18 protein-coding genes and 1 tRNA gene are annotated in these 18233 nt (G+C 43.9%); 6 read left to right on the plus strand and 13 right to left on the minus strand.

The window, feature by feature from the left end; translation table 11 throughout:
* Positions 1–3: 3 nt before the first annotated feature.
* From F5613_RS13100 to F5613_RS13115, 4 genes are all read left to right on the plus strand, one after another.
* Positions 4–387 (plus strand): hypothetical protein, encoded by a 384-nt coding sequence (locus tag F5613_RS13100; RefSeq protein ID WP_179400095.1) that lies wholly within the window; start codon positions 4–6, stop codon positions 385–387.
* 68 nt (positions 388–455) lie between these two features.
* On the plus strand, positions 456–734 hold the full coding sequence (locus F5613_RS13105; protein ID WP_179400096.1) for a LysO family transporter: 279 nt from the start codon (positions 456–458) through the stop codon (positions 732–734).
* Positions 731–1333: a lysine exporter LysO family protein gene (locus F5613_RS13110; RefSeq protein ID WP_179400097.1), complete on the plus strand. Its 603-nt coding sequence runs from the start codon at positions 731–733 to the stop codon at positions 1331–1333. Before F5613_RS13105 ends, F5613_RS13110 begins: the two co-directional genes overlap by 4 nt.
* A 140-nt stretch (positions 1334–1473) precedes the next feature.
* Positions 1474–4743, plus strand: a complete 3270-nt coding sequence (locus F5613_RS13115; RefSeq protein WP_179400098.1) for a S41 family peptidase — start codon at positions 1474–1476, stop codon at positions 4741–4743.
* Positions 4744–4832: 89 nt separating this feature from the next.
* Here the strand turns inward: F5613_RS13115 and dacB are convergent, their stop codons facing one another.
* Positions 4833–6290: a D-alanyl-D-alanine carboxypeptidase/D-alanyl-D-alanine endopeptidase gene (gene dacB, locus F5613_RS13120; protein WP_179400099.1), complete on the minus strand. Its 1458-nt coding sequence runs from the start codon at positions 6288–6290 to the stop codon at positions 4833–4835.
* Between the two features lie 60 nt (positions 6291–6350).
* Between dacB and F5613_RS13125 the strand changes: the two genes are divergently transcribed.
* Together F5613_RS13125 and F5613_RS13130 are read left to right on the plus strand one after the other, a co-directional pair.
* A complete protein-coding gene (locus tag F5613_RS13125; protein WP_179400100.1) occupies positions 6351–7496 on the plus strand; it encodes an AI-2E family transporter in 1146 nt (381 codons plus the stop codon).
* Positions 7497–7576: 80 nt separating this feature from the next.
* Positions 7577–7652: transfer RNA gene (locus F5613_RS13130), tRNA-Lys, on the plus strand.
* Between the two features lie 49 nt (positions 7653–7701).
* On the opposite strand, the gene F5613_RS13135 is transcribed toward F5613_RS13130, so the two are convergent.
* The 12 genes from F5613_RS13135 to narJ form a co-directional block, all read right to left on the minus strand.
* Positions 7702–8424: a hypothetical protein gene (locus F5613_RS13135; protein WP_179400101.1), complete on the minus strand. Its 723-nt coding sequence runs from the start codon at positions 8422–8424 to the stop codon at positions 7702–7704.
* Between the two features lie 164 nt (positions 8425–8588).
* Positions 8589–9239 (minus strand): dethiobiotin synthase, encoded by a 651-nt coding sequence (gene bioD, locus F5613_RS13140; RefSeq protein WP_179400102.1) that lies wholly within the window; start codon positions 9237–9239, stop codon positions 8589–8591.
* Positions 9229–9993 carry a malonyl-ACP O-methyltransferase BioC gene (bioC, locus tag F5613_RS13145; RefSeq protein WP_179400103.1) on the minus strand — a complete coding sequence of 255 codons (765 nt, stop codon included), beginning with the start codon at positions 9991–9993 and terminating at the stop codon, positions 9229–9231. The genes bioD and bioC overlap by 11 nt, the downstream gene beginning before the upstream one ends.
* Complete coding sequence (locus tag F5613_RS13150; RefSeq protein WP_179400104.1) at positions 9978–10652, minus strand: pimeloyl-ACP methyl esterase BioG family protein; 675 nt, start codon at positions 10650–10652, stop codon at positions 9978–9980. Before F5613_RS13150 ends, bioC begins: the two co-directional genes overlap by 16 nt.
* A gap of 2 nt (positions 10653–10654) precedes the next feature.
* The gene (locus tag F5613_RS13155; RefSeq protein ID WP_179400105.1) at positions 10655–11815 is read right to left on the minus strand and encodes an 8-amino-7-oxononanoate synthase; all 1161 of its coding nucleotides are present in this window, start codon (positions 11813–11815) and stop codon (positions 10655–10657) included.
* A complete protein-coding gene (gene bioA / locus F5613_RS13160; RefSeq protein WP_179400106.1) occupies positions 11812–13107 on the minus strand; it encodes an adenosylmethionine--8-amino-7-oxononanoate transaminase in 1296 nt (431 codons plus the stop codon). The genes F5613_RS13155 and bioA overlap by 4 nt, the downstream gene beginning before the upstream one ends.
* The gene (bioB, locus tag F5613_RS13165; protein ID WP_179400107.1) at positions 13097–14050 is read right to left on the minus strand and encodes a biotin synthase BioB; all 954 of its coding nucleotides are present in this window, start codon (positions 14048–14050) and stop codon (positions 13097–13099) included. Before bioB ends, bioA begins: the two co-directional genes overlap by 11 nt.
* A 12-nt stretch (positions 14051–14062) precedes the next feature.
* Positions 14063–14458, minus strand: a complete 396-nt coding sequence (locus F5613_RS13170; protein WP_179400108.1) for a hypothetical protein — start codon at positions 14456–14458, stop codon at positions 14063–14065.
* A 78-nt stretch (positions 14459–14536) separates the two neighbouring features.
* Positions 14537–14998, minus strand: coding sequence for a nucleoside-triphosphatase (locus tag F5613_RS13175; RefSeq protein WP_179400109.1), 462 nt, complete (start codon positions 14996–14998; stop codon positions 14537–14539).
* A 6-nt stretch (positions 14999–15004) separates the two neighbouring features.
* Positions 15005–16999 carry a TonB-dependent receptor plug domain-containing protein gene (locus tag F5613_RS13180; protein WP_179400110.1) on the minus strand — a complete coding sequence of 665 codons (1995 nt, stop codon included), beginning with the start codon at positions 16997–16999 and terminating at the stop codon, positions 15005–15007.
* A complete protein-coding gene (gene narI, locus F5613_RS13185) occupies positions 16996–17667 on the minus strand; it encodes a respiratory nitrate reductase subunit gamma (RefSeq protein WP_068184658.1) in 672 nt (223 codons plus the stop codon). Before narI ends, F5613_RS13180 begins: the two co-directional genes overlap by 4 nt.
* Positions 17664–18212: a nitrate reductase molybdenum cofactor assembly chaperone gene (narJ, locus tag F5613_RS13190; protein WP_179400111.1), complete on the minus strand. Its 549-nt coding sequence runs from the start codon at positions 18210–18212 to the stop codon at positions 17664–17666. Before narJ ends, narI begins: the two co-directional genes overlap by 4 nt.
* Positions 18213–18233: the final 21 nt, after the last annotated feature.

Consider the following 18233-nt stretch of genomic DNA (forward strand, 5'->3'; position numbering starts at 1 on the left):
ATTATGAAAAACTACATTGTAACACTTGCATGCACCCTGGTGTGCCTTTTTACATCCATCGGTCTGTCTGCCCAGCAGTCGGCTAAAAAGGATTTATCATTGATTGGAAAATGGAATTACGAAGCTACTTCGGCTCCGTACGGTTATAATCAGGGGGTGATAGATTTCATTGAGAAAGATGGAAAGTTGTCGGCTAAACTGGATATCCAGGGTAACGTTACTCCAATCGAATCATTTACAGTAAAAGGGAATACCTATACTTGTACTCTTTATATGGATGGAGCATCTATCGATGTTACTATTCTGAAAGAAGGAAAGAAGCTGACCGGTAAAGCTGAAGTGAATGGTGATGTAATGCCTGTTACATTCTCGCGCGCCAAAGAATAGCCGATTTGAGCCCTTTCGTTTGCTCTGCTTCGGGGTTTCGCGTACCTTTGCCGTAAACAATTTATACAATGTTTACAGTTATTGGCATAATGCTATCAGGTATTCTGGCAGGTTATCTGCTCAGAAGCCGGAAAGAGATGCGTTTTACAGGGCGTTTAATTTCTTATACTATCTTTTTATTGCTGTTTCTGCTGGGTATCTCGGTGGGGAACAATGAGGCAATTGTAAATAATCTTCCGGAAATAGGAGGCAAGGCTTTTCTTATTGCTGTATCGGCAACTTTGGGAAGCCTTGTCTGTGCCTGGGTGGTGTACCGTTACTTTTTTAAGAAAGAGGGCGAATCATGAAAGGCAGTATAATCATCGTATCTTTTTTTGTACTTGGGGCTGTATTGGGCTGGGCCGGATGGTTGCCCGACTTTTTGTTGGAGGCCGATCATACCAGGTATGCTTTATACCTGCTTATGTTTTTAGTTGGGCTCAGCATTGGAGCGGATAATAAATTACGTGAAATTTTTCAAAGGCTTCGTTTCGATGTATTGCTGGTTCCCCTGGCTACTATTGTGGGTACCCTGGTGGGATCTGCCCTGATCAGTGTAGCACTTGCCGATGTGTCGCTTACCGATTGTCTGGCTGTGGGGTCTGGCTTCGGTTACTATTCGCTTTCATCCGTTTTTATTACACAATATAAAGGTGCTGAGATGGGAACCATTGCCCTTACAGCCAATATCATCCGCGAAATTCTGACATTACTTGCAGCCCCTTTAATGGTGCGTTATTTCGGCCGACTGGCACCGATTTGTGCCGGAGGGGCAACAACCATGGATACCACTTTACCTATCATCACCCGTTATTCGGGAAAAGATCTGGTGTTTGTTGCCATTATTCACGGATTTGTTGTAGACTTTACAGTTCCGTTCTTTGTTACATTCTTTTGTACCATTTAGTAACGAAAGAGACTTGTTTGCTTTGGATTGATTGTGCAACGATTCTTGTTAAAAGATTGTTTATCTTTTAATGCTTGAAATATAAGTTTTGTTTAGCAGAATTGATTATTTTTGTTCATCATGTTTAAATTATATATTTTATGAATAAACAATTCATTCTTGGGCTTTTGGCTTTAACTTCCACACCGTTTGTGTTGCAGGCGGCCGATGAAGCGAGGTTGTTGCGCTTCCCGGCCACCAATGGCAGCGAAATTGTGTTTTCTTATGCCGGCGATTTATATAAGGTTGCTGCCTCGGGGGGTGAGGCGAAGCGGCTGACTTCCCACGTGGGATACGAAATGTTTCCCCGCTTCTCTCCTGATGGAAAAACCATTGCTTTCACCGGACAATATGATGGTAATACTGAGGTATATTCTATGCCTGCAAGTGGAGGAGAGCCTCTGCGCGTTACCTATACTGCTACAAACTCACGCGATGACCTGGGGGATCGTATGGGTCCCAACAATATCGTGATGACCTGGACGCCCGATGGTTCTTCCATTGTGTACCGCAACCGCATCAGCGATGGTTTTGCCGGTAAACTTTATACCGTTTCTCCCGAAGGTGGACTGTCTCAGGTGATTCCTTTACCCGAGGGCGGCTTCTGCAGCTATTCGCCGGATGGTAAGAAATTGGCCTACAACCGCGTATTCCGCGAATTCCGTACCTGGAAGTATTATCAGGGTGGTATGGCGGACGATGTATGGGTGTACGACGAGCAAACCAAAAAGACCGAAAATATCACTAATAACGTGGCACAGGATATTATGCCGATGTGGATTGGAGATGAGATTTTCTACATCTCCGACCGCGACCGTACCATGAATATCTTTGTGTACAATACAAAAACAAAGCAGACCAGCAAGGTGACTAATTTCACCGAATACGATGTGAAGTTCCCGAGTTGCAACGGCAACATGATTGTGTTTGAGAATGCCGGTTACATCTATAAACTGGATGCCAATACTAAAAAAGCGGAGAAGGTTACCATCAGTCTGTCGTCCGACAATATCTATGCCCGTTCCGAGGTGAAGGATGTGTCCCGTAACATCAGTGCGGCCAGCTTGTCTCCGGCCGGAGAGCGCTTGGTTGTAACTGCCCGTGGTGAGGTATTTAATATTCCGTCCGATAAAGGGGTTACTAAAAACATCACCCGCACTCCCGGTGCCCACGAACGCAATGCCAGCTGGTCGCCCGATGGTAAGTATATTGCCTATATCTCCGACGCAACCGGCGAAACAGAACTCTATATCCAACCTGCCGCCGGTGGGGATGCTATCCAGCTTACAAAGAACAACGACAGTTATATCCGTTCGTTGCAATGGAGTCCGGATGGTTCGAAAATCTATTATACCGATCGTAAAAACCGGATCAACCAGTATACCGTTGCCACCCGGAACGTTAGCCTGGTTATGCAGGATCCTGTTGGCGAGTTCAGAGACGTATCCATTTCACCCGACGGAAAGTGGCTTACCTACAGCCGTACGGCCGACAATGAATTCAACATCGTGTATGTGTATAACCTGGATACTAAGAAGGAATATCCTGTAACCGACAAGTGGTACAGCTCTTATAACCCGGTGTTCAGTGCCGATGGCAAATACTTGCTTTTTGTTTCTGCCCGCGACTTCAATCCTACTTATGGTTCTACGGAGTGGAATCATGTATATAATAACATGTCAGGTGTATACATGGCTCTTTTATCTAAAGACACCCCTTCTCCCTTCCTCGAAAAGGATGATGCGGTTGCTGCCAAAAAGGAGGTTTCTGTAACAGTTACAGATGCCAAGGCCGGAAATAAAACGAACAAGGCTGTTGATAAAGGTGTTGATAAGTCTGTTGATAAGTCCGCAAATGCCGTTAAATTCGATGCCGAAGGTATTGCCGACCGTATCATCCGTATTCCGGTTCCGGGAGCAAATTACGACAATATTTATTCCGACGGAAAGAAGGTTTACTATTATGGCAGAGGAGCAACTCAGGTATATGATCTTGAAAAGCAGAAGGAAGATGTAGTTGCCGAAGGTGCACGTATGTTTGCCGAAAATGGATATAAAAAGGCGATCTTCTTTAAGAACGGATCTATTTACGTAAAAGACATTCCTTCAGGCAAGGTGGATCTCAGCGACGCTGTAAATACTTCCAACATGAAGGTTACTACAGATTATGCTAAGGAATGGGCTCAGATTTACGATGAGGGATGGCGTCACATGCGTGATGGTTTCTATCTTGAAAATATGCATGGAGTGGATTGGAAAGCCATGAAAGCTAAATACGAGGTGTTGTTGCCTTACGTTAAAACCAGACTTGATCTGAATTATCTGATTGGTGAACTGATTGGCGAACTTAATTGCGGTCACGCTTACATCAATCCGGGTGAAACGGATCGTCCTGAAAGATTGCAGACTGGTCTGCTTGGCGCTGAGGTGTCTCGCGATAAGAGCGGATATTTCCGGATCGAGAAAATTATTCCGGGTGCTTCCTGGAGTAAGGAGCTGCGTTCGCCGCTTACAGAACCCGGAGTAAAAGCTGCCGCCGGCGATTATATTATTGCTGTAGACGGAGTAGAGGCCAACACGGTGAAGGATCTTTATTCGTTGTTGGTTGGCAAGGCAGGTGTTCCTACCGAACTTTCCCTGAATAGTACACCTTCAGCTGCAGGTGCTCGTAAAGTGGTTATCAACCCCATTGCAAACGAATATCCGTTGTATCATTATAACTGGATACAGAATAACATCCGTAAAGTGGATGAGGCTTCTAACGGAAAGATCGGATATATTTACATCCCGGACATGGGCCCGGAAGGATTGAACGAGTTTTCCCGCTATTTCTATCCTCAGCTGGATAAAGAGGGGTTGATTATTGACGACCGTGCCAATGGAGGTGGAAATGTTTCGCCTATGATTCTGGAGCGTTTGTCGAGAGAAGCCTACCGTGCAACCATGCGTCGTGGTTCTACCCGTATCGGAACTGTGCCAGATGCCGTGCAGATCGGCCCGAAGGTTTGTCTTATCAATAAATACTCGGCTTCGGACGGCGACTTGTTCCCATGGGGTTTCCGTGCGTTGGGATTGGGTAAGCTAATCGGTACACGTACCTGGGGTGGTATTGTGGGAATCAGCGGATCACTGCCGTTTATTGATGGTAGTGATATGCGCGTGCCTTTCTTTACAAGCTACGATCCTAAAACCGGTCAGTGGATTATCGAGAATCACGGTGTTGATCCGGATATCCTGATTGATAATGACCCTGCCAAACAATGGGCTGGCGAAGACGAGCAGCTGAATCGTGCCATCGAAGAGGTTAAAGCTCAGTTGAAAGACCGCAAACCATTGCCTCCGGTTCCTGCTCCAAGAGATTTCAGCAAGTAATCGGGATATAGAAACAAAGAAGCCCTTCACCTGCAGACCGTATTTAACAAGCGGTTGTCCGGTGAAGGGCTTCTTCTTTTATATGATGTCTATTCAAATAGATTCCGTAGCAACCTATCCAGTTCGTAGGTCATTATTTTACCATCACACGAATAGTTGTTCACGAATAAAGTTACACAATAACGTTTGCCATCTTTGTCCACATAGCCGGCATATCCCTTAACCCGACTCATACTTCCGCTTTTAAGCCGGATATTTCCTTCCAACGAATAGCCTTTCATGAAATTCCGGACACTTCCCTCTATTCCCGTACGGGGCAAAGAGTTGTAAAAGGTCTGCGATGAAGAGGCATCCGTGGCCATATAAAGCAGGATGTCTGCCAGAAAACGGGCCGAAAGCTTATCACTGGATGAGAGTCCGCTTCCATCAAACATCCAAAGCGGGTAGGTGTCGATACCCTTTGCATCCCAGAATTGTTTTACCCGTTTGATTCCCTTCCCGAAAGAGGAGATTACTTCGCCTGCTTCCGGAGTATAGGAATGTCCGATTGTTTTAAGTAAAGCATCAGCATACAGATTCTGACTTACTTCGTTGGTAATACGTACTATTTCGCTAACGGGTGGAGAGTAGGTGGTAACTAAGTTTACTCTTTTAGCTGAGGTGGACTGTTGGCTTTCTTCCAGCAGTCTGAAGCAGGACGGCTGACCGCCAACCTGGATTCCTTTGCCTTTTAAAAAGCGACTGAAGTAGTCGGCCAAGAAGTAAGGAGGATCGGGGATATCACCCTTCATGGTATATAACGGCCGGTTGGCAGGCACCACGCCGTACAGGTAGCGGTCTGCGGCAAAGGGCGCTCCCAGGGTATAGGAACTGTCGGTTGCAACGGCTCCGGCAACTAGATAATTGTGAAAACGCAACCCGCTCATGTCGGGTTCCGAGTGCTTGATAACCGGTTTTGTGCCCACTGCTCCGGTTTGGACAAACACCTTGTACTGATTGTCGAAGACCGAAAGACCGTAACTGCCGGCACCGAAATAACTACCCAAATCTTCTCCCACCCATTTGATGGAGACACCTTCGGTATCAAAGCAACGCTCGTCGGCAATCATAGATCCTTCAATGGATCGTATTCCTGCCGCTTTGATTCCCTGCAGCCAATCATTCAGAAACTCAGTGTTGTTATCCTTTACAAAACGGGATCCCAACGTAGGATCGCCACTTCCTTCAATGTAAAGATTGCCATGAAGTACTCCATCCTTTATATGTCCGTCGTAAGTCAGCGAAGTGGCAAAGCGATAGTCGTTACCCAGCAATTCGAGCGCGGTGGCTGTTGTTACCGTTTTCATTACAGATGCCGGAATAACAGACAGGTCGGGTGAAACGGCATATTTTGCCTTATCACTTCCAACCTCCTGGATTACAAGCGAGAAAGAGGCACCTTTCATGTAGGGCATTTTGAGTAAACGCTTAACAGGCTGGGGCGTTTGAGCCAGGATTGCCAAAGTGAAGCAGCATAATATAGCCGGAAATAATATTTTTTTAGTCATCCTTATAAGGTTAATTTCTTTATTCTATCTTTGTAGAAAGCAAAGATAAAAACTTTTGGAATGAATCCGTTGTTTGATAAGCCATTTACATTCGACCGTGTATCCAGGATTGTATTCAGTGTCCTGATGATAGGAGGGTTGATTTATTTGTTGGCAGTGCTGAAAAATGCCCTGTTACCTTTCCTTGTTGCCTGGCTGATGGCCTATATGATGCAGCCTTTCGTCCGTTTTTTTCAGTATAAATTGAAATTTAAAAGCCGGGTTCTCTCAATTACAGCCGTTTTAGTATCGTTGGTAGGGTTACTGATTTTACTTTATCAACTGGTGGTTCCTTCCATAATAGATGAAATCCAGGGTACATTCCAATTGCTGCAAACACACCAGGGCAATCCGGAAAATATTCCGCTGATACCCGAATCCTGGAGAATCTACATCGTCAATCAGATGGATCTGCTGCATTTAAGCGAATTGATAAGTCGCGAGAACCTGCTGAATACCCTGAAACAGATTGCTCCCAGGATGTGGACGCTTTTGTCCAGTACCTTCTCCTTGCTGTTTAGCGTTACAATCCTGTTTGTTGTAATGCTGTATTTCATTTTTATCCTGTTGGACTATGAGAAGATAGCCGAAGGATGGATTAAGCTGATTCCTGAAAGGTATCGCCCCTTTGCACAAGGTCTGGCCGAAGATGTGGAGGTGAGCATGAACCGATATTTCCGTGGACAGGCACTGATTGCGTTATGTGTAGGGGTCTTGCTTGCCATTGGTTTTAAAATTGTAGATTTCCCGCTGGCTGTTTCATTGGGCCTTTTTATCGGATTATTGAATCTGATACCTTACCTGCAAACTCTGGGATTAATTCCCATGTTGCTTCTTAGTCTCTTAAAGGCCGCCGAAACCGGCGGTAGTTTCTGGCTTATTTTTGGATCGGCATTGTTGGTTTTGTGTGTTGTGCAGGGAATACAGGATCTGTTTCTCACTCCTAAAATAATGGGAAAGGCTATGGGACTCAATCCTGCCATCATTTTATTATCTCTTTCCATATGGGGAACCCTTTTAGGGTTCGTAGGACTTATTGTTGCACTACCTTTAACAACACTTTCCTTATCCTATTATAAACGTTTTATCTTGATGGAACAGAGTAAGATAGAGTCGGAAAAAACCAGAAGGCAGCTGAAGCGGGGAAAAATAAGTGGCGATCAATAGTAAAAAAGTTGCTCCAATGCTTGCATATATAAAAATAAACCGTACCTTTGCACCCGCATTACAGAAGTAACGCATAGGATGATTCGCTAGCTCAGCAGGTAGAGCACATCCCTTTTAAGGATGGGGTCCTGGGTTCGAGCCCCAGGCGGATCACCAGGTAAAAAAGAGTATTCCGAAAGGATACTCTTTTTTTCGTTTAAAGCGTTCAGCTTAACTTGAATTGCTTCATGAATTCCTCTTTACGTAGTCCGGACTTAATGGCGGGCGAGTATAACATTTTAATCACCATCTTTTCCTGTTCCGAAATGTAGAATTGAGCCGTGCAACTGTCGGATTCTTCGAAAGACCTGAATATATAGGGCTTTTGCGGGGTATTGGAATTGATATTTGTATAAAATGGATATTGCTTGGTTGGCTCATCTAAGCCGAGGGCATGTTCAAATTCTTTGAAAATGTGTTTCGCCCCGTTATAGTGGTGCGTATCGTATATTTCGGAATACGTATTACTCCATGAAAGTGTTTCAAAGAGGTTTGAGTTCTCACAGCCACTTGATCTCCTATACTTTCCTGATGTTTGCTTATTCCGGGTTACAACTAAATTTCCTTTCTTCTCCACCCTGTATATTTTAATTGGATGAACCAGAGGCGCTAGAATGGCAATAATAGAGTCCACCTCATGTATGGATGCATCATTCAGGTATTCTTTGTTCTTTATAACTACCCTGATGTCTTCATCATACTTTCGTATTCTGTCATTTGGAAATGCAAAATCGGCAAACAAAAGAAGTTCTTCTTTGGTATATTCCTTTTCTTTTTGGAAGGCACCTGCATCGACGGTAATGAAATTGCACTGAAGCAGTCCGACAACTAAAAAAATAAATACGGCAACCGGAATCATTGCCAGGAGTGTGGCTTTACTATTGCTCATAGTTTGTATAAGATTAAAATTTAAGATCTAACTATGCAAACCTAATCATAATTAATTGATTGCGAAAGGATAAAGTGGTTAAATAAATATAATAACTAAATAAGAGATTTATTTCAGGCCTTCGAAAACTAATCCGAAGGCCTGAATAGCTTTGGGTAGTTCACTTATAAATCTATAAGAGGCAGCTCCATTATTTTTGTTTCAGGAAAGAAATCCTTGATATATTGATGAATGAAGGTTTTAGTATCTTCCCGTATAATGGGGTCTCCGTCCCTGTCTTCATACAGATTATATATCAGCGTGTGCAACTGAATGTTTCGCTTTTGAATTGCTTCTAGGCTCAATAATATATGATTTATACTCCCTAAACGACCCGAAACTACAAAAATCAATGGATACTGATTGTCTTGAATATAGTCTATTGTAAGATATTTTCGGGTGAGCGGAACCATCAATCCCCCGGCTCCTTCAAGGAGAACCGCGTCAAAACGTTCACTCAACTGCTGTGTGGCATGCTTAATTTTATTAAAATTAATAGCCCGTTTATCTATTTCCGATGCCAGATGAGGTGAGCAAGGATAGGTGAATACCTCAGGCATTGTTAATCTTTCATCGTCTTCCGGCAGCCATCCGCACCCCATAATGTGCCGGTGCAGCTTAATATCTTCCGAAACGTGGCTGTTGCCGGTCTGAATCATTTTTTGAGTGATTGCTCTGATTCCTTTAGCATTCCATTCTCTGGCCAAATATCCGGTAGCATAGCTTTTTCCTATATTGGTATCCATACCGCTAATAAAATATACCTTATTTTCCATCGTCTTTCTTTTTTAAAATGATATAAACAGGATGATAGGTTAAGGTTATTCCTTCTTCTTCAGACTGATATAGTTTTTCATATTGGTTTGAAAAATGAGATAACTTAGCCTTGGTCCATCTTTGTTTACTTATTCCTGTAACTCCTGTTGCTTTAAGGTGGCGCAATACTTCCACCGGGGTTTTAAATGTCAATTTCTGCAACTCCTCATGTGAATATATCACATTAAAGGAGTCTGATAAAGAGAGCAGGAGATTATTCAGCGTTGGATAACGCAGGGATATCCCCGTCAACGTACCCACTTCTTTTAAATTTTGAGGGCCAAAAGTGCTGATTGCCACACATCCCTTTTCATTGAGCAAAGCTTGGCAGTTACGTATAAAATTCACGGGGTTTTCAAACCATTGAATTGCCGAACAGGAAACTATCAGGTCCAGTTTGTCAGGTAAACGGATTGATTCTGCATCCCCTTCCCAAAAATAGATACTATCAGAAAGTAAGTCGGATAAAGAATGTTTATGATCAGAGCATAAATCGTTCAGAAATACTTTCTGTGGTTTGCAGTTGGTTAAAAACAAGCGGCTGAACATTCCGCTACCGCATCCAACCTCAAGCATACGTTCAACCTTATTGATGTCGATGAACCTGTTGACCAGGCATGCCAAGTGTTTTGCAATTTTAGATTGTATAACAGCTTCGGTGTCGTATGTGGGTCTTGCTTTTGAAAACCTGTTCATTATTAATGTCTTGTCCATAAACTATCCTCCCCCTGAATACATAATGTAAAAAATGAAGCATCGTAATGCGGCATCTCACGCAATTCAAAATTATGACCTGCCCAGGCATTCATCTGGTTTTTAAAAGGAAAAATCAAATCCTGACGTCCGATAATTATCTTATCCCATGTAAAGGATAGTTTTTCTTCTGCAGAACGGTCTATCTCCCGGTTTAATGTAGTCAGCTCTTCTTTCAAACTTTCAATGCTCCGGTCTGCCGTTCTGCTTGAGTACAGTTCTGCCTGCTGCGATGAGGCACACATCCGTTTTCGGAAACGAGACAGGGTATTTGCCGAGAATTGATTTAAGGTCCCTTCAAAGATTGCTTTGGGAATGCCGTTGCAATCGTCTTTGGGTGACAGGGTACCATTGATCGCCATCTTCATTTCCCAGTCGAACGGCCTGTCCAGGAATGTTTTTGCAGCCACCCAGACGCCCATTGACCATGCCATCAGACGGATGCTTTGGTAATTCGCCAGGACTGTAAAGTCGAAATCCATCGAAGAATAATCATAACAAAGCATGTAGTCGTATCCGGATGGGACCCTTTCTGCAAAAAGATTTTCATCGCACCCCCATCCTGCAAAGAAGAGCAGTAACCCCGGACGATTCTCATTCACTATAAATTGTTGTTTCATCTCTATAAGTTCTGTATTAATTGATTTAGTTCGGTGGATGTGATGCCGGCAGTAAGTGATATTCGTAGTCTGGAGGTTCCCTCGGGAACCGTAGGAGGGCGTACCGGAAGCATATAAAACCCTTTTCGTTGCATCTCTCCGGCTTTTAGGATGGTTTCTTTACTGTCTCCTATAACGACAGGCAGTATATGGCTGCTGGATGTAGAGGTGAATCCTTTTTCCTCCAGGGCCTCTTTTACTGTTTGAGACGATTTCCGGAGCCACATACGTTCCTCTTTCATATTTATCATCTGGGTTAATACAAAGAAACTCCATTCCAATTGAATGGGCGGAAGGGCCGTTGTGAAGATGAATGTCCGCATCCGGTTGATCAAATAATCGCGGAATATTTTGCTGCAGACAACAAATCCTCCCATAGATGCAAACGCTTTCCCAAATGTCCCGCAAAGGAGGTCTATTTCTGGGATACAATCTTCCTCTTCGGCAATTCCCAGGCCGTTTAAACCCCTAACGCCCACAGCATGTGCTTCGTCTACATAAAGAAAGGTGTTCGGATATTTTTTCTTGAGCTGAACCAGTAACGGAAGAGGGGAAACATCTCCATCCATACTGAAGATGCTTTCGGTAACAATAATCATACTTCTAAAGCCGGCATGATGCTTATCCAGTAATTCTTCCAGTTGTCGGTAGTCCTGATGCCGGTAGCGGATACACTGAGCTGACGATATTCTTATTCCGTCAATTATACTGGCATGAACTAATTTATCTGCAAGGATAAGGGTGTTTTTATCTGCTATTGCCGGAAGTATTCCCATATTCATATGGTACCCGCTGCTAAAAACCAGGGCACTTTCTTTCTTATACAAATCGGTCAGCAAACGTTCCACTTTTTGATAAACAGGATAATTGCCGGTCAATAATCTTGACGAAGACGACGAGAATATTGCTTTGTCAATGTCTAGATTCGATAAAAAGTCTTGTCTCATCTTCTGATCGGACGCAATTCCTAAGTAATCATTGGATGAAAGATTCAGCATTTTCTTTTCATCCAGATGAATCCATTTGCCATCTAATTCAATGCCGGGTAACCCTCGTAAGTTCCCTGTTTGTTCCAATTGAATCAGCTCCTGTTTGCAGGCTGTTTCTTTATCTGTATAATTCATACTATTTCTTTTACAATTTTAATTAAGGATGTAGTGAGCTTATGTAATTCGTCTTTGCTTATTATGTACGGAGGCATAATGTAGACCAGACATCCAAAGGGACGCACCCAAATGCCTTCATCAACAAAGCGCTGTTGCATCCAGGCCATATCTACGGGCTTCCGGGTCTCAATGACCCCGATAGCCCCCAGCACCCTTACATCTTTAATCTGAGGCAACAACAGTGCCGGAGACAATTCATCTCTCATTTGATTTTCAATCGTCCGCACTTTCTCTTCCCATCCTGACGAAAGTAATAGTTCGATAGATTTTATAGCTACCGAACATGCCAATGGATTTCCCATAAAGGTGGGGCCATGCATAAATACTCCGGGAGTTCCATTTGAAATACATTCCGCCACCTCATTGGTGGTGAGAACAGCCGATAGGGTCATATACCCACCTGTCAGCGCTTTGCCGACACAAAGAATGTCAGGCTCAATTGCCGCATGCTCACAGGCAAACAATTTTCCTGTACGTCCAAAACCAGTTGCTATCTCATCTGCAATCAACAGTAAATCGTATTCTTTACATAATCTGTAAGCCTCTTTCAAATACTCCGGATGGTAAAACCGCATACCTCCTGCTCCCTGTACGATGGGTTCTAAGATTAATCCGGCCAGCTCCCGATGCCTTTCTTTAATTAAATTCTGCAGAGGTTCGATATCCTTCGGATCCCATACGTCGGAAAAACCGCATTGAGGAGATGGCGCAAAATACCGGATTGGCAACGAAGAACCAAATAATCCATGCATACCAGTTTCCGGATCACAAACCGACATGGCATTCCATGTGTCTCCATGGTATCCGGAGCGTATTGTAACAAAGTTATTTTTTGTTGGAAAGCCTTTTGCATACTGATACTGAACAGCCATTTTCAAAGCAACTTCAACGGCCACAGAGCCGCTGTCTGCATAAAAAATCTTTTGAAGATTAGAGGGGACTATCTGTAATAACAGTTTCCCCAGATCTATTGCCGGACGGTGCGTTAACCCTCCGAACATCACATGAGACATATTACGAATCTGATCTTCAGCCGCTTTATTTAATAACGGGTGGTTGTAGCCGTGAATCATACACCACCAGGAAGACATCCCTTCAATTAGTTTCTGTCCGTTGTCCAACGTTATGGTACACCCTTCGGCTTTTTTTACTAAGAAGGTCGGCAAAGGATTGGTAGCGGAAGTATAGGGATGCCACAAATGTTCGCGGTCGAATGTATTGTAATTATTAGTTGTAACGTCAGAGTACATAGCCAGCTTCTTTAAATCGTTGTTTGTCTTCATCAATATTCGAACCAACAGTGGTTAACAAGTCTCCCACAATTGCGGCATTTGCACCCACATACAATGCTTTATTTAGTGCATCGGCTGAAAGCCGGGCCCGTCCTCCCGCCAATCTCAGGTAAACGGTTGGATGTATAAGTCTGAATAAAGCAACGGTGCGTACCAACTCTTCTTCCTTTAGAAGCGGAGTGTTCTCCAGAGGTGTATTGGGGACGGGATGTAATAGATTTATGGGAATTGATTGTACCTCCAACTCCCTTAGTTTGAATGCAAGTTCGATGCGTTGGGCTTCGGTTTCTCCCATCCCGATGATGCCGCCGGAACAAATATCCATACCTAAACGCTTGGCTGTAAGCAGAGTGTTTATTTTTTGTTGTTGTGTATGGGTGGTGCATAATTTCCCAAACATGGAAGGGGCCGTTTCCAGGTTGCAATGATAACGTGTAACACCTGCCTCCTGAAGTTGTTTTAGTTGCGATTCGGACGCAAGTCCCAACGAAGCACACACTTTCATTCCGCAATTAGCTTGCAGCCTGCTTATATGCTTACAAAGTGCGTCCAGGTCTTTTCTTGCCGGTCCACACCCGCTTGCCACCAAGGAAATACGGGTAATTCCTTTTTCCTCGTTGTGCCTGGCCTGGTTGAGAATTATTTCCTGATCTACCAACCCATAGATTTCTGTATCGGTTGGGTAGTGTCCGGATTGAGCGCACCATTTACAGTCCTCGCTGCAATGTCCGGATTTTACATTTACGATGGAACATAAATCGAACTGCCTGGATGCAAATTTTATAGTCACCTTATGTGCCATTTCATACAACTCATCCGATGTGAGATGTTTAGCGATATAGGTTACCTCTTCAACACTTAAAGATATTCCCTGTCCGATTTTTTGTTCTAGGTCATCCATCCTCATAATTCTTTAATTTTTAGTGATACAAAAAAACCGTATCAAAATAGAACCCAGTTCTAAAATGATACGGTTTGAATATTTAAGATTGTAATTTCCGGTTATAGCATACGTATTAGCAGCTGTTTCTGATATTAAAACAGCTGTTAAAGCAAAAAGAGTGTCAGGTAAAAGATACGAAAGCGGAGGGTCCGGATAGGAGGCATCATTTTCTGCTGTCTCCTCCTGCGTAATAAAAATAAAAAATTGTTTACCCTTTTTCTCTTTGGAAAGGGAAGCTTCGGTAATACTTTTTCCAACCCGCGAGATAAGGACCTGTTTATGCAGACTTGCAAAAACGGCATACGACTTTCGGCTCCATCTGCGAAACCAAACCTTCGATTCACTATGTCGTATCCCGATCTTCATACGTGCAAAAGTATATAAAAATCTGATACTACATTTTTTTAAACGATAGTCCGGTTCATAATCCCACCGGATTTCTTTTCAGAAAAGGATGTATTCTGTGATGTTGTATCGGTCTAAGATACTCTTTAACAGACTGGTTCGTACTGTAAAGGTTACATCCCGGTGGCTGTCTATTAATGTGCGTAATAAGAAATCAAAACCCAACCCTTTTAGTTCAAGTCCGCCTACCTCATCAATCCAGACTGCCTTTTCGGAAGGGGAACCTAAAATATAATCTTCGCCTTTTTTAAAAGCCTCTTTCCAAAAGGCAAACCGGCCTTGGGTGTAATAATCTCCATGGCTTGCAACGGACTCTTTCAGACATATAAAAGGAATTTCATCCATGATCGGCAGCAGAACCAGGTTGTAGCCTGCTATAGTTTGGTCGGGGGCATACAACTTTTTAGCATACAACCCCACTTCCCGGTTCCCTTGGGAGTATAAATTCAGGAATCTTGTACTTTTCCCACTGTGGATGTCACCTGTTATAATATGTACCATCTCAAGCTACTGTGAATTAAATGTATAAGAAAGGGAGGCATAGAATAAACGACCTTCCATCGGATATCCTTCCGAAAGATAGTAAAGTTTATCGAACAGATTCTTTACCCCCAGCTTAGCTTCGATGCGATTGAACCGTTTACCGATGCTGGAATGAAAAAGAGCATAACCGGGAATAGACAGGTCGCCGTTGCTGCTTACCATGGTGCTGGTTACGGCAGTCATATGGGCTATCAGAACCAACCGGTGCCAAAGAGATACCTCCAGCATGGCATTCCATTTATGATCCGGAACTCCGGTGAAGCTGACTTTTGTGTCGCTCTTGTTCGTCCGGTTTATAAACGTATAATTTGCCTCGGCCTTTATCCAATTATAGTGGTAAGACAGTCCCGCTTCCACGCCCCGGTGATGAGCTTTCCCTTTGTTCTGGAGCTGCCAGATAAGCGGATCACTCTCAACCACACCCGTAATTTCCTGGATCGTATTGCTCAGAAACATATAATAGGCACTGGCATACCACCGGAGGTTGTTGTAGTTTCCGTTGTAGGTGATATCAAGGTTGAACGAACGCTCCGTCTTCAAATCCGGATTCGGAATCGCCCTTCCCCGTTTGTAGGAATAGCGGTCTTTCAACGAAGCGAAACGGGCATTCCTCGAAAAGGAAAACCGAAACGAATGGTTGCTGTTGTGCTTGTAGTCCACGGCGAACTGGTAATTGATATCCTGATCGGATGAGGTGGGATAGCTTACAATTCCATAGTTTTTAGATCCGGGCAGGGGTTCATACATTTCGGCCTTATTCCCTTTATGATAAAAGAATCCGGCTCCAGCCAGGAAAGATAATCGGCTGCTCGCTTCCCAGGTATCTTCCAGGGCTACAGAGGCTGTATATTCATCCTGCGTCGCTACCGGATCAAGGTCGTCATGACTCCTGTGAACATCCCTTTTATAATTTGTCCCTAATTTCAGGGTATGGTTCTGTATTCCATCCCATGCCAGAATGAACCGGGCACCAGCCGAGTAGTCATCATAATAGCTGTTGAAGGCCGATTTACTCTGCTGACTGTTATACTCTTTGTTATCGTACGCCTTCAGCAAGTTATAATACCGATCGTAGAACAGCCTGCTTTCAAAACTCCAGTCCGGATGGATGGCCGTTCTTGAAAAGAAATGGATCTGCTCTTTATCCCAGTCCTTATATCTCCAGAACCGGGGCATTCCGTTCGTACCTAAATAAGGAGGCACATATTTGTCGGCGGTTATCCGGCTGTAACCAACCATGTATTCGTCACCATCCTTCGGCGTAAAACCGAATTTGCCATTAAACTGATAGTCGGTGGTGCGGGAGTGATGCCGTATATCACCTTCCTGCAGGCCTGTTACGGGAGTATAGCCGGAAGGCAGCCTGAAATCATTTCTATGCAGCCAACTTCCGTCCAGCTGCACATACCATTTGTCGTACCTGCTTCCCAGACTTGCGGCCGTATTCCACAACGTGCTGGCCTTCACCCCAAACTCGAACCTCTTTGCCGGAGTTGTACTGATTATATTGACGGCGCCACCCATGGTGTTGCCTCCCAGAAGAAGCGACGAAATCCCTTTGGACACCTGTATCTTTGAGATGGAGGAGGTCTGAATACGGCCCAGGTCGATCAACCCGTCAAAAGGAACCGAAACCGGAATCCCATCCATAAAGACCGGAATACGGGTCTGGTCGAATCCTCTCAGAAAGAGCAGGCTCTCTCCACGGGATGAGGCTTCCGACAGGGTTATCCCCGGAATCCATTCCAGCGCCTGACTTACCCTCGGTAAATCCATCCGGTCCATTTTAAGAGCCGAGATCTCGGACCCTGTGGAAACCGGAAGTTTTTCCAGGATGATGACTTCTCCTAATGTAGTGTATCTAATACTGTCGTTTTCAACGGGATCAGCCAGGATCCTGCAACTAAACAGGATCGTCATCAGCAGTATCTTACCTATTCTTCCTGTTCTTCCTGTCATTTTCTGAAATGGTCTATTGCATACAGAACAGGAACCATAATCATATGCATCAGTTTGGTAAATGGGAAGATTATAAATATGAGAAAGCCGTTTACGATATGTAGTTTATAAATCAGATCGGCATCGGCAATATATTTCCATGAATCGGGCTCGAAAATAAAGATACCCTGTGCCCAGTATTCCATGGCCATATAATCTTCCAGCGAGGATTGGGTGGTGATATAGGTACACCATAGGCCCAGTGAGATCTGTACCAACAACAAAACCACGATAACATAATCCTGAATTTTGCTTGTGGCCCAGACTCTTTTGTTGCTGAACCGCCTCACCACAAGCAGGGTGATGCCCACCAGGGCAGCTGCTCCGGAAATACTTCCCATCAGGATTGCCAGCAACCGCTTTGTTTCATTAGTCATAAACCAGTTGTAAAGCCATTCGGGGGTGAGCAGTCCCAGGATATGTCCCAGTAAAACCAGCAAGATCGCGTAATGAAACAGCGTGCTGCCCCACCGGAGACTCTTATCATTGCTTATAAATTGCGACGAACTTGCCTGTATGGTGTTGTTTCTACGAATGGTCCGGTAGATAAGTCCCGTCGCCAAAACCGTCAGCGCAACATAGGGCAAATACCCTAAAAAGAAATTGTTCAGGTATTCGGCAGCTATCATACTTCAATCCCTTTCTTTTGTTTAATATCATATTTATCTTCATTACACAATGAACACAGCAGTTCAAGCAAATAGGAATAAGGCGTCTCCTTCTTTTGCAAAGCTTTATGCATGTTCTCCAGTATATGAGAAACCTCCTTAAGTAATTTCAGGCTCTCTTCTTCGTTTTGAAGAAGAGAAAGATACTCAAGAAAAAGAGGCAGATAGTCCGGCAACTCGTCGGAACAAGGCATAAATCCAGCTTTGTTATACATTTCTGTCAGGTCCACCATGGCTTGCCCCCTTTCCCTCGAATCGCCGTAAACGTGGTCGAACAGGTACAAATTGGTGGAAGAGGAGAAATCGAACTGCTGAACATACAGCATCTGCCAGTCGGACAACGTAATAGCCTGTATCGGACCGAGGAACTGGCCGAGCAAATCACACTGCGTTTTGTCCAGCACGCTCTCTTCTTCAACAACAGCTTTTATTCCGGATAGATTCTCTTTCACGTCTTCATTGGGATAATCCAGCAACAGAGACAATATTTTATATATATTTTGCATAGCGCTATTATTTAGATGAAA

This window comes from Macellibacteroides fermentans, assembly GCF_013409575.1.
Classification (GTDB): Bacteria; Bacteroidota; Bacteroidia; order Bacteroidales; family Tannerellaceae; genus Macellibacteroides; species Macellibacteroides fermentans.

Coding starts and splice junctions, on each gene's coding strand:
- F5613_RS13100 (WP_179400095.1), top strand. CDS start 4: ATGAAAAACTACATTGTAACACTTGCATGCACCCTGGTGTGCCTTTTT.
- F5613_RS13105 (WP_179400096.1), top strand. CDS start 456: ATGTTTACAGTTATTGGCATAATGCTATCAGGTATTCTGGCAGGTTAT.
- F5613_RS13110 (WP_179400097.1), top strand. CDS start 731: ATGAAAGGCAGTATAATCATCGTATCTTTTTTTGTACTTGGGGCTGTA.
- F5613_RS13115 (WP_179400098.1), top strand. CDS start 1,474: ATGAATAAACAATTCATTCTTGGGCTTTTGGCTTTAACTTCCACACCG.
- dacB (WP_179400099.1), bottom strand. CDS start 6,290: ATGACTAAAAAAATATTATTTCCGGCTATATTATGCTGCTTCACTTTG.
- F5613_RS13125 (WP_179400100.1), top strand. CDS start 6,351: ATGAATCCGTTGTTTGATAAGCCATTTACATTCGACCGTGTATCCAGG.
- F5613_RS13135 (WP_179400101.1), bottom strand. CDS start 8,424: ATGAGCAATAGTAAAGCCACACTCCTGGCAATGATTCCGGTTGCCGTA.
- bioD (WP_179400102.1), bottom strand. CDS start 9,239: ATGGAAAATAAGGTATATTTTATTAGCGGTATGGATACCAATATAGGA.
- bioC (WP_179400103.1), bottom strand. CDS start 9,993: ATGGACAAGACATTAATAATGAACAGGTTTTCAAAAGCAAGACCCACA.
- F5613_RS13150 (WP_179400104.1), bottom strand. CDS start 10,652: ATGAAACAACAATTTATAGTGAATGAGAATCGTCCGGGGTTACTGCTC.
- F5613_RS13155 (WP_179400105.1), bottom strand. CDS start 11,815: ATGAATTATACAGATAAAGAAACAGCCTGCAAACAGGAGCTGATTCAA.
- bioA (WP_179400106.1), bottom strand. CDS start 13,107: ATGTACTCTGACGTTACAACTAATAATTACAATACATTCGACCGCGAA.
- bioB (WP_179400107.1), bottom strand. CDS start 14,050: ATGGATGACCTAGAACAAAAAATCGGACAGGGAATATCTTTAAGTGTT.
- F5613_RS13170 (WP_179400108.1), bottom strand. CDS start 14,458: ATGAAGATCGGGATACGACATAGTGAATCGAAGGTTTGGTTTCGCAGA.
- F5613_RS13175 (WP_179400109.1), bottom strand. CDS start 14,998: ATGGTACATATTATAACAGGTGACATCCACAGTGGGAAAAGTACAAGA.
- F5613_RS13180 (WP_179400110.1), bottom strand. CDS start 16,999: ATGACAGGAAGAACAGGAAGAATAGGTAAGATACTGCTGATGACGATC.
- narI (WP_068184658.1), bottom strand. CDS start 17,667: ATGATAGCTGCCGAATACCTGAACAATTTCTTTTTAGGGTATTTGCCC.
- narJ (WP_179400111.1), bottom strand. CDS start 18,212: ATGCAAAATATATATAAAATATTGTCTCTGTTGCTGGATTATCCCAAT.